Origin of the sequence: Bacteroides sp. AM23-12, from assembly GCF_003434395.1 — a bacterium.
GTDB lineage: Bacteria > Bacteroidota > Bacteroidia > Bacteroidales > Bacteroidaceae > Bacteroides > Bacteroides thetaiotaomicron.
Window position 1 is genome coordinate 132,181 of sequence record NZ_QTLF01000003.1, and the last position, 13,595, is coordinate 145,775.

Genomic DNA, 13,595 nt, shown 5'->3' on the forward strand with positions numbered 1-13,595 from the left:
TGTTAAAGCCTAAAGAGAATGGAAGAGAAAGCAAATACCGGACAAGTTATCATCGTTTTAACCGAACATCTGACGTTCGGCACACTGCTGATTCCTTATATGGCAGAGAAATCTGACGACGGTACATACCAACTCATTGAACAGGCTTTTCACGCTTCACCCGAAGCAATCAACCGAATGAACGAGGCCGAGCAACAAGCTATCGACATCGCCTCACATTATACAGAGAAATATCTGATGGGGATCTATTCGCGCGAGAAAACAGTATCCCGTTTTCTGCGTAAATTATCCGAAGATCCGGAACGGGTAAAGAACAATATCCGCCCATTCATCGAGAAAAAGTTGCAGGAGATGCTGGCATTGATACGCCATCATAATCTCCCTCTGTATCAGAAACAGGTCGGAAGCAAACTGCTATATGCGCATCATGCCTATCATGTGCATCCTCATGACGTGGAAATCCGTTTTACGTTTCTTGCCGATGAGACCAATTTCCGCTACCAGCTACAATGCTATTATGACGGGCAGCCGCTCTCATTAAGTGAGCAGAAGCCTGTTATCGTGCTGACCTCCTCACCGTCTGCCCTTTTACTGGGAATGGAGCTGTACTTCTTTCCGCATATTGAGAGCGTACGCATTCTGCCCTTTACCAAGAAAAAGAAAATCAGCGTCCCTGCTTCCCAAATCGAGAAATATATCGATAACATCGTCATTCCGATAGCACGCTATCATGAAATTACGACTCAGGGACTGAATATCATTGAAGAGACGTATGCCTGCGAAGCTGTCCTGTCTCTTGAAGATACCATTTACGACGAACAGATGTTGCGGCTTAGCTTCCGTTATGGAGACCAGTCATTTACTCCCAACACCGTGACCGAAATGAAGAAAATCATTTACCGGAACGATTTCGGCGAGATATTCTTCTTCCGTCGGGATAGCGATGCCGAAGAAGAGAAGCTCCGGATGTTAACGGATTCCGGCTTGCAACGAGTCAGCGACGTTCATTTCAAGCTGTCGCCCGATGCGCCTGAAAAGACAATTACCGAATGGATCAGTACATATCGGGAGATGCTCCAACAGTCTTTTCTGCTGACAGGAAATATGGAGAATACCCCTTACTGTCTGGACGAAATCCGCATCGAACAGAGTTGTGATGATGAGCCCGACTGGTTTGAACTGCATATCACGGTAGTCATCGGCAATCTGCGAATCCCTTTCTCACGCTTCCGCAAGCACATCCTTGAAGAGAAAAGAGAGTTTCTGTTACCGGACGGACGCATGATTCTTTTACCGGAAGAATGGTTCAGCAAATACGGAAACCTGTTGGAACTGGGCACCCAGACGGAGACGGGGATTCGTCTGAAACCGACCTTTGTCGGTGCCGTACAATCGGCTTTAGAAGAGAACGGACCTAAAAACCTGCCTTTCAAGAGAGAGATACGTAATGTTCCTGTTCCCCAAGGACTGAAAGCGGAACTACGACCCTATCAGCAGAAGGGATTCTCATGGATGGTGCAGCTGAACAAGCAAGGATTCGGCGGCTGCCTGGCAGATGATATGGGACTTGGAAAGACACTTCAGACCCTGACACTGTTGCAATATATATACAAACCGCTTTCTCCCGATGCGGTCACTGCTCCTATGAAGCCCGTATTTACAGAAACCACAGCTTCCGACAATCAGCCGGACAAGGAATGTACTGCCGGCAATCCTCCCGCCAGAGAGCAGATAGCAGATGCCGAAGGACAATTCTCTTTATTTTCGTTCTCCTCCGAAGATGAGCTGCTGCCGGACACACGGGAAATCAGAGAGAAAAATAAACCGAAAGAAAATGATCATAGACAGGAACACGGAAAGAACTCCCGTAAGCCTGCCACTTTGATCGTTGTCCCCACTTCCCTGCTCCACAACTGGCGAAGAGAGGCTAAACGCTTCACGACTCTTGCGATAGCGGAATATAACAGCAACACCACGTTTCCCAAAGGACATCCGGAAAAGTTCTTCAATCATTTCCATCTGATATTCACGACTTATGGGATGATGAGGAATAACATTGATATTCTCCGCTCCTACACATTCGAATACATCGTACTTGATGAGAGTCAGAATATCAAGAACAATGATTCCCTTACTTTCCGTTCGGTCATCCAGTTGCAGGGCAAGCACCGGATTGCACTTACCGGTACGCCTATCGAGAACTCTCTCAAAGATTTGTGGGCACAGTTCCGTTTTCTGCAACCGGACCTGCTAGGAGAAGAAAGCGCTTTTCATAAGCAATTTATCATTCCGATCCGGCAAGGAAACGTCCGTATGGAGAAAAGGCTGCAACAGATCATCGCTCCGTTTATCCTTCGCAGAAGCAAGAGCGAGGTAGCGCCGGAACTTCCCCCGCTTACCGAAGAAACGATCTATTGCGCCATGTCCGAAAAGCAGGATGAGAGCTACGAACAGGAGAAAAACAGCCTCCGCAACATATTACTCCAGCAACCCGAAAACAGAGACAGATACCATATGTTCAGCATCCTGAACGGTATCCTGCGTCTCCGTCAACTGGCTTGCCATCCGCAGCTTATCTTTCCCGACTTCGACGGGATATCGGGAAAAACGGAACAAATCATCGATACCTTTGACACACTAAGAAGTGAAGGACATAAGGTACTTATTTTTTCTTCCTTTGTCCGGCATCTGGAGATACTTGCCGAGGTATTCCGCCAACGGGGCTGGAAGTATGCTCTGCTGACCGGTTCCACCAACAACCGACCTTCCGAAATCGCCCATTTCACCGAGCAAAAGGATGTGCAGGCATTCCTTATTTCTTTGAAAGCAGGAGGAGTCGGTCTTAACCTTACACAAGCCGATTATGTATTTATCATTGATCCCTGGTGGAATCCTGCTGCCGAGTCACAAGCCATCGCCCGTGCACATCGTATCGGTCAGGATAAACAGGTTATCGCCTATCGTTTTATTACTCAGAACAGTATCGAAGAAAAGATTCTCCAACTACAGGAGGACAAGAGGAGGCTGGCAGAAACATTTATTACGGATAGTGAGGCACTGCCTGCACTGAGCAATGAGCAGTGGGCGGATTTGCTGCAATAACAATCAAACATCTCACTATTGCACCATAAAAGTGCATAATCTAAGCATATTTTAATTACCACGCACTTTGTAGTCATCCATTTTCTCCTATCTTTGCAACCCAAAACAATGCGACATGAAATACAAACTCATAGTGCTCGACCTCGACGGCACACTCACCAATTCTAAAAAGGAAATCTCTTCCCGCAACCGGGAAACGCTGATACGCATACAAGAACAAGGTATCCGTCTGGTACTTGCATCAGGGCGACCGACTTACGGCATCGTACCGCTCGCCAACGAGTTACGCATGAATGAGTTCGGCGGATTTATCCTGTCCTATAACGGTGGAGAGATCATCAACTGGGAAACCAAAGAAATGATGTACGAGAATGTACTGCCCAATGAAGTCGTTCCGGTACTCTACGAATGTGCCCGCACCAATCATCTAAGCATACTGACTTACGACGGAGCAGAAATAGTGACCGAAAACTCACAAGATCCGTATGTACAAAAAGAAGCCTTTCTCAATAAAATGGCGATACGGGAAACAAACGACTTCCTGACTGACATCACCCTGCCGGTAGCCAAGTGCCTCATCGTCGGGGATGCCGGCAAGCTGATTCCTGTAGAATCCGAGCTTTGCATCCGCCTGCAAGGAAAGATCAATGTCTTCCGTTCGGAACCTTATTTCCTGGAGTTGGTTCCGCAAGGTATCGACAAGGCTTTATCCCTCAGCGTACTGTTGGAAAATATAGGAATGACACGCGAGGAAGTGATAGCTATAGGCGATGGCTACAATGACCTGTCGATGATCAAGTTTGCTGGTATAGGCATAGCGATGGGCAACGCGCAGGAGCCTGTGAAGAAGGCTGCCGACTACATTACGCTGACTAATGACGAAGATGGGGTTGCGGAAGTGATAGAACGGTTACTCTAATCATATTATACAGACCATGCTTTCTGTCCCCGTATGTGTGAAAGTTATCCTCCCATCTTGTCCTTCAACTTTCTCAACGGAGCCAGCAGTCTTTCAATCAGCCTCATATCCTCCGTCACAATCTCAGCAACCCCTTTCATCTCACGGGTTAAGGGCAAATCCTTACCATAATTAGTCCGCATTCCATCCGGTAGTTCTATATCAACCACATACATATTCTCGGCAGTAGGAACAGGAGAAACACTACAGACCCGCCCCTTAACATAGCCAAACTCCTGGTCAGGATAGTTATTCAAACGGATGTTAACCTCTTGCCCCGATTTCACTTTACCGGAGCCTTGAACCGGAAGCAATGCCTTCCCCATTGGTAAAGCTCCTTCATCGGGTGCAATCACAAAAACACTTTCACCGGAAGCCACATTCTGATTATTACTCCATACACTCATGAAAGTCAGTTTTCCTGATATGGGCGCCACTAACAAATAACTTTGCTCCCAAGTTGTGATACTTACCTGCAATTGCTCAACTGTATTTTTAAGATTCACGATATGTTTCTGTTCTTCTGTCAGTGCCTGGTGCTGGACGTCAAGCAAACTTTCCTTCCCCTGCTCTATTTGCATCTCAATTTGAGAAAGCGACATCCGCATTCCTTCGTAACCTTGCAATTGTTGCAGATAACTACGCTCCGACTCATCATATTCCGCTGCAATCATCGCATTTTTCTTATACAGAGTAGAATCACGTCCATAAATACGTTTTATCAACATCTGCTCTTGTCCGCCCAACTGGAATTGTTTCTCTGCCAGTTGGTAATACGTCTTCTGACTCTCCAAAAGTTTCCGACTGCTCTCCAGTTTCCTGCGGTAATAATCCTGTTTCACGAAACTCGCATAATCTTTCAGAACAGAAATAAACGAAGCATAGGCAGGCTGCACTTCGCCTAGTTGCAAATATTGCCCGTCGAAAAGCTGTTCGGCCATACTCAGGACAAACCCTTGAGCTTCCCATTGTTTCATGCGCTCTTTCAGTAAAAACAAATCTTCCGCTTTTGCTGAATTCTCTATCATTCCCAACACAGCCTCCTTCCTGACTACCGCACCGTTCTCCACACACAACTCTTCCAATCTTCCGGCTACCCTAGCAACCACATAAGCTGGAGGATTCTGTGTACTAACCGTAATCTCCGCTTCCACTACATCCGGATATTTAAACAGATAGCTCCCAATCAGTAGAATGATAACAATACAAAACAAGACAGTGATCCCCCAACGGAGAATCCACACAGGAACGTGGCTCATCACTTCCTGCACTTCTTCGCTCCGAAGTTCTATTTCTTTATATTCCTTTTTGTCTTCTTGTACCATAAATGCTCCTTCCTACTGCCCTAGTTCCAACTGGTTCTTCACTAATTCATAATACAGTCCTCGCTTCTCTGTCAATTCCTGGTGGGTACCTTCTTCCATGATGCGCCCTTTATCCAGCACTACAATCTTATCAGCATCTTTCACAGTACTCAAGCGATGGGCTACTACAACTACTGTTTTGCCTTTATAAAACTCATGTAAATGTTCCATAATCTCCTTCTCATTATTGGCATCCAAGGCATTCGTAGCCTCATCGAAAAAAAGAAATTCAGGATTCTTATAGACGGCACGGGCAATCAGGATGCGTTGCCGTTGCCCCTGACTGATACCATTTCCCTCCATACCGATTTTGGTGTTATAGCCTAAAGGCAGCGAATCGATAAAGTCACGAATATTGGCTACCGTAACAGCATGCCGGAGTCTTTCAATATCAATCTGCTCCTCACCAACGGCAATATTCTGAGCAATAGATTCGGAAAATATAAATCCGTCCTGCATCACCGACCCCGTACGGGAACGCCATAAATGAGGATTGATATTTTCAAGAGGAGTCTCTCCCAGTTTTATTTTTCCTTTGTTGGGAGTATAAAAACCTAATAACAGTTTTATCAGCGTAGTCTTTCCGCTACCGCTCGCACCAACTATCGCAGTCACTTTCCTTTCCGAAATATGCAGATTCAAGTCTTCCAATACATAGTCCCTTTCCGCCCCGTCATAGCTGAAAGAGAGTCCTTCGATACAGATATCGCGTTCCTCCGGCAGCAATGTTAGTTTTGATTCGATATTCTGTTCCTCATCTTCCTTGCCATGCACTTCGTTCAATCGCTCCAGACTGATCTTGGCATCCTGAAGTTGTTGGACAAAACCGATGAAGGAACCGATAGGTCCCGATAACTGACCGATAATATAGGTAAGAGACATCATCATGCCCAAAGTCATTTCGCCGTCCACCACCGATTTGGCAGCAATAAAAGAGATGACGATGTTGGTAGTTTGGTTAAAGAAGATGGAACCCACCTGTTGGGTTTGTCCCAATGCAAGACCTTTCACGCTAATCTTGAAGAGTTTCACCTGAATTCGCTCCCATTGCCAACGTTTTTGCTTTTCGCAGTTGTTCAGTTTAATTTCCTGCATAGCGGTTACAAGCTGTATCAGGCTGCTCTGTTCACCCGCCGCCTGTGCAAAGCGACGGATATCCAGTTCCCGACGATATCTCATGAAGAGAAGTATCCAGCAGACATAAAGAGAGTTGCCAACCAGAAAGATGGCAAGAATACCCAAGTTATAATAAGCCAGTACGAAAGCAAAGATAAAGAAGTTGACAAATGAGAACAATGTACTGATAGAAGAGCCGGTAAGGAAAGACTCAATACGTCCGTGGTCACCGATGCGCTGCATGATATCTCCTATCATTTTCGTATCGAAATAATGCAAAGGTAGCTTCATCAGCTTGACCAGAAAGTCTGAAATGAGTGCGATATTGATACGGGCATTCATATGAAGCATAATCCAGCTACGAATAAATTCTACGGAGAGCTGAGAAAGAGAGACGACCAGCTGAGCTATCAATATCAAAGTAATAAAAGACAGATTACCTCCATGAATGCCGACATCCACCAGAGACTGGGTAAGGAAAGGAAAGATGAGTTGCAGCACACTGATAGTCAGCATACCCAAAACTAATTGGATTAACTGCTTTTTATAGGGAGTCAGATACTTCAGGAAAAAAGAGAGGCTGCGCTCCCCCGCCCTTTTCTCATCATCCATTTCATAAAAGTCGGGAGTAGGATCTAATGTCAGGGCAGCCCCCTTTTCTTCCCCACCTACTTTCGTGGAAATCCAGCATTTCCTGAATTCTTTTTCCTTATAAGTTACCAACTGGCTAGCAGGGTCAGCAACACTAACCCAATAACCGTCTTTCTTTTTACGAATGTCATAGCAAACGACAAAGTGATTTTGGTTCCAATGAAGAATACATGGTAAAGGGACATCTTCCACTAATTGCTTAAAAGTGATTCGCACACCGGATGTACGGAAGCCTATGAATTCGGCAGCATCACTGATTCCAAGCATCGATACTCCTTCGCGAGTAATGAAGGAACGGGCACGAAGCGTTTGAAGCGAGTAAGTCTTGCCGTAGTACTTCGCTATCATACGGAGGCAGGATGGACCACAATCCATGGCGTCCAGTTGGATATAATGAGGAAAACGTTTCATGTTTTTAGTGCGTTTTTCATTTGATCTAAATATAAAATTAGTAGTTGGGACGAATCTGATAGTCTAACCTATAAAGGTCTTTAATCTCTTCAATATAATCAGTATTAATCAATGCAAATTTTGCATGAGTAGAATTTCTAATATCTCCAACCTGAGGGATCTTATATACCTGCAGAAAGGTATCCAACTTTTCTATAGGAACGATATAGTCTACATCCTCGCAAGAATAATAATCCGACTGCCGACGAATGTGCTCATCTTGATAAAGAGGATCACTTTTCCCCAGTTCAAAACGCACAAATTCCATAAACCGGTCGAAGGACGGTTCCCGACACAAATCCAAATACTCAAAATAACGCCGTTGCTGGTGGTGGTATTCCAAACAGAAATTCTTGTAGCAGGAAACTAATCTTTCAACAGGATCTCTCCAAACAGCAAACTTCATAATACCATTTCCCCACTCTCCATCAAGTTGTTTCACCGGATATAGATAACCATTCATGGAACTATAACCGACCACTTCATGTATTTCTTCCTTATCAGAAACAACAGTACCTGTTTTAGCATAGATAGCCAGACTCTTAAGATAAGTCACTGCATTCTTTGCTATAGCGACAAAAGCCATATTATAATGAGCGATTTCACAAAAATAGTTTCCCATAAAAGGGGAAGAATAAAGAATTCGGGGTATTTCCATCATATATTTAATTTTTTAAAAAGCATCCAGCAAGCGTTTATATCCCTCTTTCATTTGGCATAAACCGTAATGTTTGAGATAAGCCTTCCGCGCATTTCGTCCAATCTCATTCATTAGTGTTTCCGAAGATAAAAGCATAGTCAAAGCATGGACCAAATTCTCACTAAAAGTACCATTTTTCTTTGTTCTTTTCCCAATAGGGACTACTATAGCATTGCCCTGATCTTTAAACATATCCCGTAAACCGAAACCATCAGATGTCACTATCGGAAGTCCATGCATCATCATTTCAATACCAACATAACTACACTGTTCTGTGTAAGAAGGAATGACTCCAATATCTGCCATTTGATACCACTTCTTCAACTCCTTACGTTCCAAATGCCCGGTATATGTTACTTTAGTAGAAATATGAGCATAATTAGACAAGACAAATTCGGGTAGTAAAGAACCTGCAAGTACTAAACGAATATTAGAAAACTCTTTTAGTAATATGCAAAAAGCATCCAACACAGCATATATCCCTTTAAATTCAGAAAGTCTTCCTGCAAAAAGAATCACTTTCTCTTTGTCATCTATATAGTATTGTTCTCGAAGTTTATTCTTATCCATTTTTGAGTTTATGTATTGATTTCTTTTCAGTCCATTAGGTATTAAGAATATCTTTTCCTGATCAATCCTATAGATATTAGTAAGTACTTGATGTGTTCCTTTTGTCAGACAAACTACTGCATCTACTGTCTGGCACATCTGTAGCTCCTTATCAACAGTATTTAAAATCCATTTATATGTTTTATTCTTCAACGATCTACTTCTATTCTTTACAATATTTGCCAACAAACAGTCATCCCCAAGTAAAGGTGAAGTCCACCAAAGATTATGAATAACATACAATTGCTTGGACAAAGGATGAGAGTTGCGTAGACTCTCCAGCAATTCAGGACAAGGAGAATGATTAAAGCAAAACACATTCTCCAAAGAATCAGGAACGAACAGACGAAAAACTCTGTTCACCACTTTCCAGTTATCAAAGAAATTACCAGAAGGAAAACGAGGTATCGATATTATCTTCATTCCATTTTTAGAACATACCCTAATCTCCGGTTGCCTGACATTAAAGATTACATGGCAAATATCCACATCCATTTTCTTTAGACACTGTAGAAGCTCAGTGATAAATACCCCTATCCCATTTTTAGTAGAAGTGATGTATTCATCTAAAACATATATCTGCTTATTCATTTCAGATGGCATAAATTGAATTTTCCAATCACAAACCCATAATTAGAAGGCGGCGGACACAAATAACGGTGCAGGCACTTTGCACATTCGGGAGTAACGTCCCGTGTTAATCTCCAAGCCGAGCGATTCTTCATCTCTTTGATTATCAAATCATATATAGTATCTTTTATGGTACCGACAGGAGGATTATTAATATTAGAATAAACACTACCATCAGGGAATACCGACAATCTGCCCCAATAATTTGAATTCATCACCTGATGCGCAAAAATATCTTTTTTATCATAACTACATACAGTAATATCTTCTTTACAAGTATATATGTATTGCTCAAAGAAATCCAAATTATCTCCGGTAAAGGCAGGACACGGAATAATTTCCACATTAACGTTGTTTTGCTTCATTTCTTCCATCTCCTCTATATCAGACTCTCCGAGTATGATATAGATCCATGAAAACGATATAGAAGAATCTGCCAGCATCCGGTTTATTTCATCAAATGAGTTTTGCCCGGCATAGTAAAGTTTTAATTCATATTTGTCTTTATCAAACTCCGAAGAGTTCAACAAGTCCCCGATACCCTTAGCATTATCTCCCAGCATATACAGGCAAACTTTCGCAGTTAAACCTCCTAATAAGCACATCAGTTGTTTTTTATAAGGATATTGCAGTATATCTCCTATTACATTGACCTGCAAGAGATAAGTATTGTTTGCCGTAGCCAAAAAAGTTTCCAATGTCTGAATATCCAAGAAGTGTTCATCGGCTATCGGATAGAGAAACTGCCGGCAGTAATCGGGGTGTTCACTCTGCCCACCCAGGAAGAGGGATAATTCGTTCCAGTTATAAGCTACATATTCCCCCACTTCTCTTCCTTTCTCCTTTTCAATCCGGTCTACATCCGATTGCAGGTTGAGTAATGGAGGAAAACTGATGGGGCGTGATTCGGTATCCGAATATTCAATCAGACACCCCATTTTATTTTCTACTGTATCCAGCATCCATGATCGCAGATCAGTATCTTCCCAGTCTTCCGGTGATACATCTATAGTGTACAAGTTTCTTAATTCATTCAACATCAAGCAGTATTTCTTTATCAAACCGTGTATGTCGAAACTCAAGTAAGTGTGTTCTTTTGCATTATACATAACTCCTTCCGTTTCATTTATCCACAGAAACGTATCAGGATATAAGGTGTAATAATAAGTCGGTTTCATCATATCTGTACCATTAGTTCTTTTGATATTCTTGCATATATTTCGGGCTGTTGTTGGAGCATATTCAGATAATAGCCCAAATAATCCAACGCTTCTTTCCTGTTTTTAAAACCGGGGCATCTAGGAGAAGACGACAAATTCTCCATATAGAACAAACACTGTTTGCAAAACGGCTTCATATAGCAAGCCTTGCACAAGTGTTTGGTCTTATTGTAGTATGCAGAGTATTGTTTGGCTATCGCATCCAAATCCAGATCGACTTTTTCAGATGTGACATGCCCCAATATATACTTCTGATCAATTCTTTCGCATGGCAGTATATCTCCATTTACTGTGAGAAATATCTTTTTTTGAAATGGCAGACACGTTCCTGTAGGAAATATTATACTTGCATTTTTTTTCAACAACGAGTTATATTGATAATAAACATTATCAGTCAATCTGTCTATCAGTCTAAGAAGATCCATCACATCAGAAGAAGCATACAGGAAATCACTATCAGCACATGAAAATTCCGTAGTTTGAGCGGATCGAAACATTTTCCTAAATTCCTCCTTTTTAGCTTCACTTATTCCAAAATTATTTAGTTCAGCCAATCGAGGACGTTTATTAAAATGCTCAATAATGAACTTTAGAACTTCAACATCATTATTTTTATCATGAATTACAGAATTAAAACTCACATGTTCTGCAAAATATTCAGGATAAGTTGATTGCAACAATTTCATATTATGAAACACCCGTTGAAAGGAATTAGCTCCCCGATGGTCCACACGATATCCCTGAGCATATTCGTCACCATCCAGGCTAAGCAACAACATCACTTCCTTTTCTGCCAAGAAAGACATATATCTATCCAACAACATTCCATTAGTTGTCATTGCATATCCGTATTTCACTCCGGGTATTGTCGGCAATGACTCCAGGTAAGCAACAATCTGTTCAATAAGGCTCATATTCATAAGTGGTTCTCCACCATAGAATCCGAATACAATCTTATGAGGAGAGGAAGCTGCCTGATGATTAGTCCATATATCATAAAGATAATCGATTAGCCTTTTAGCAACATCAAACTGAAGAAACTTATCCTCTCTTTTTCCATGCGTTTCATAGAAATCTCCATAACCGCAATATTTACATTTAAGATTGCAGGCATCTGTCACTTCAAAGGTTAATTGCTTTAAATTTATCAAAGAATTCAATACATTATGCCCGGACAAATTGTAGACATAAGTAACATCTTTCTGCTGAAGTTGCTCTAATAAATCACTATTCCTCATACTTTTTCAATTTTAGTTTTACAATAACAGGATTGCTTTCTTCTGTCAAGTCCGAGAATGGAGGTTTGCAGCCTTCTTCAAAGAACTCATAAGCATTCATTAAAGCGTAAAGGTATCCATCTTTCACCCATCCACTTCCACCTAAAACGCCAGAGGGATTCCAGTATTTAAAGCATTCATCAACATCATTAACAAAGCCATTTGGAGAGAACGTCAAGGCCTTATCATTATTCTTACAGAAACCCGAGCCGGAGTCATCCAATCTTCCTGCTACATGATACAAAACACCATTTCCCAACGGATATACCATAGACAACAATCTACGTCCAAAATCATATTCAGGGATGTCCAGTACCATGCGATGAACACAAAAATCATAATCTGCAAATGATTTATCTTTCTTGATGATATAGCAAGGACGCACATCCTTAAAGTCAGAAGTACAATAAATTGTATCCACAGATTGGTGTTTCCACCAAAACAGATTGTCATTAAAACCATAACTGAAAGGATAGCCTTGATCCTTTACTATTCCATTCTGAACTACAGCTTTTATATCATAATGATAATTCTGTTGACGATAAACAATAGAATCCGTTTGCAAATCTTTTGCAAATATAAAATTGGGACCATCGTAATTGATGGTATCGCCTCTCAAAGGGCGAGACCAAGGCAGATAATAATATACTTCATTCCCATTTACATAAGAAATAATTGTTTTATTCCAACCAATACTATCTGCTTTTGAAACGTCACCTATATGCTCACCTTCCAATGAATACAGACGAAATGTTAATCCCATATTATTATTGACAGCCACCATCTTGTTTTCTAAATCATAGGCAGCCCTCGTCGCTACTTTATTAGCTTCCCCCGGTCCTTGTCCTTGCTTAAATAATGACATCAAGAATTTACCATCAAGAGTATATTTATAAACAAATTTCTGATCAATATAAATGGCATCATCAATTACCGCTATACCTGTAAAAAGTAGATCAGGAATCAATGGCGTATCATCTAAACGTATATAAGATATACTTTCTACAAACTCCGATAGCTTCGACGGTTCTTCGGAATATTTCACATCACTCAAATCTATAATCGTAATATCCTGTTCATTCCCTATTCGACCTTTATTTGCAGAAGTACATGCAAATAGAAAGGCACAAAGAAACATAATAATTAATTGTTTCATAATAATAGCTTTAATTTTACAATTAAAAGAGAGTAGTTATACATGAGAGTATAACCACTCTCAATGTCTAGTCAAGCCATTTCACTATTTTGAAACAGTTTGCATAGCACTACCTTCACCACCTTGGCAAACACAAACAGGATCATTTGAACCGGTAATGGTATAACCATTCTCCTTGTTTGCAGCCTCATTCTCTGCTGTTGATGGTGATCCACCTGATGGAGTGGCACAAGAGCCACATTTACACCAACCTGGGTCGCCTCCTCCAAAGAGAAGACCCTGCTGCTTTTTGCTCAACTCAGCTCTATCGAGCTGATGAAGGCTAATTTTTGAAATTTTCTTCATCTTGCAAAAAATTAAAT

General features: G+C 41.6%; 10 protein-coding genes. 2 read left to right on the top strand and 8 right to left on the bottom strand.

What is annotated here, in order from left to right; genetic code table 11:
* Positions 1–18: 18 nt before the first annotated feature.
* Together DW640_RS04425 and DW640_RS04430 are read left to right on the top strand one after the other, a co-directional pair.
* On the top strand, positions 19–3,102 hold the full coding sequence (locus DW640_RS04425) for a DEAD/DEAH box helicase (RefSeq protein ID WP_117577445.1): 3,084 nt from the start codon (positions 19–21) through the stop codon (positions 3,100–3,102).
* Between the two features lie 115 nt (positions 3,103–3,217).
* On the top strand, positions 3,218–4,021 hold the full coding sequence (locus tag DW640_RS04430; RefSeq protein ID WP_016269295.1) for a Cof-type HAD-IIB family hydrolase: 804 nt from the start codon (positions 3,218–3,220) through the stop codon (positions 4,019–4,021).
* A 44-nt stretch (positions 4,022–4,065) separates the two neighbouring features.
* On the opposite strand, the gene DW640_RS04435 is transcribed toward DW640_RS04430, so the two are convergent.
* The 8 genes from DW640_RS04435 to DW640_RS04470 form a co-directional block, all read right to left on the bottom strand.
* Complete coding sequence (locus tag DW640_RS04435) at positions 4,066–5,385, bottom strand: HlyD family secretion protein (RefSeq protein WP_055229105.1); 1,320 nt, start codon at positions 5,383–5,385, stop codon at positions 4,066–4,068.
* 12 nt (positions 5,386–5,397) lie between these two features.
* Positions 5,398–7,602, bottom strand: a complete 2,205-nt coding sequence (locus DW640_RS04440; protein WP_016269293.1) for a peptidase domain-containing ABC transporter — start codon at positions 7,600–7,602, stop codon at positions 5,398–5,400.
* 37 nt (positions 7,603–7,639) lie between these two features.
* The gene (locus DW640_RS04445; RefSeq protein ID WP_225664854.1) at positions 7,640–8,302 is read right to left on the bottom strand and encodes a sulfotransferase family 2 domain-containing protein; all 663 of its coding nucleotides are present in this window, start codon (positions 8,300–8,302) and stop codon (positions 7,640–7,642) included.
* A 12-nt stretch (positions 8,303–8,314) separates the two neighbouring features.
* A complete protein-coding gene (locus DW640_RS04450; protein ID WP_016269291.1) occupies positions 8,315–9,541 on the bottom strand; it encodes a glycosyltransferase in 1,227 nt (408 codons plus the stop codon).
* Positions 9,538–10,761, bottom strand: coding sequence for a TIGR04150 pseudo-rSAM protein (locus DW640_RS04455; RefSeq protein ID WP_048695181.1), 1,224 nt, complete (start codon positions 10,759–10,761; stop codon positions 9,538–9,540). The genes DW640_RS04450 and DW640_RS04455 overlap by 4 nt, the downstream gene beginning before the upstream one ends.
* Positions 10,758–12,038 (bottom strand): radical SAM peptide maturase, encoded by a 1,281-nt coding sequence (locus DW640_RS04460; RefSeq protein ID WP_048695184.1) that lies wholly within the window; start codon positions 12,036–12,038, stop codon positions 10,758–10,760. The genes DW640_RS04455 and DW640_RS04460 overlap by 4 nt, the downstream gene beginning before the upstream one ends.
* Positions 12,028–13,233 (bottom strand): hypothetical protein, encoded by a 1,206-nt coding sequence (locus DW640_RS04465; RefSeq protein WP_016269288.1) that lies wholly within the window; start codon positions 13,231–13,233, stop codon positions 12,028–12,030. Before DW640_RS04465 ends, DW640_RS04460 begins: the two co-directional genes overlap by 11 nt.
* An 84-nt stretch (positions 13,234–13,317) precedes the next feature.
* Complete coding sequence (locus tag DW640_RS04470; RefSeq protein WP_016269287.1) at positions 13,318–13,578, bottom strand: TIGR04149 family rSAM-modified RiPP; 261 nt, start codon at positions 13,576–13,578, stop codon at positions 13,318–13,320.
* Between the last annotated feature and the right edge of the window lie 17 nt (positions 13,579–13,595).

Coding starts and splice junctions, on each gene's coding strand:
- DW640_RS04425 (WP_117577445.1), top strand. CDS start 19: ATGGAAGAGAAAGCAAATACCGGACAAGTTATCATCGTTTTAACCGAA.
- DW640_RS04430 (WP_016269295.1), top strand. CDS start 3,218: ATGAAATACAAACTCATAGTGCTCGACCTCGACGGCACACTCACCAAT.
- DW640_RS04435 (WP_055229105.1), bottom strand. CDS start 5,385: ATGGTACAAGAAGACAAAAAGGAATATAAAGAAATAGAACTTCGGAGC.
- DW640_RS04440 (WP_016269293.1), bottom strand. CDS start 7,602: ATGAAACGTTTTCCTCATTATATCCAACTGGACGCCATGGATTGTGGT.
- DW640_RS04445 (WP_225664854.1), bottom strand. CDS start 8,302: ATGATGGAAATACCCCGAATTCTTTATTCTTCCCCTTTTATGGGAAAC.
- DW640_RS04450 (WP_016269291.1), bottom strand. CDS start 9,541: ATGAATAAGCAGATATATGTTTTAGATGAATACATCACTTCTACTAAA.
- DW640_RS04455 (WP_048695181.1), bottom strand. CDS start 10,761: ATGATGAAACCGACTTATTATTACACCTTATATCCTGATACGTTTCTG.
- DW640_RS04460 (WP_048695184.1), bottom strand. CDS start 12,038: ATGAGGAATAGTGATTTATTAGAGCAACTTCAGCAGAAAGATGTTACT.
- DW640_RS04465 (WP_016269288.1), bottom strand. CDS start 13,233: ATGAAACAATTAATTATTATGTTTCTTTGTGCCTTTCTATTTGCATGT.
- DW640_RS04470 (WP_016269287.1), bottom strand. CDS start 13,578: ATGAAGAAAATTTCAAAAATTAGCCTTCATCAGCTCGATAGAGCTGAG.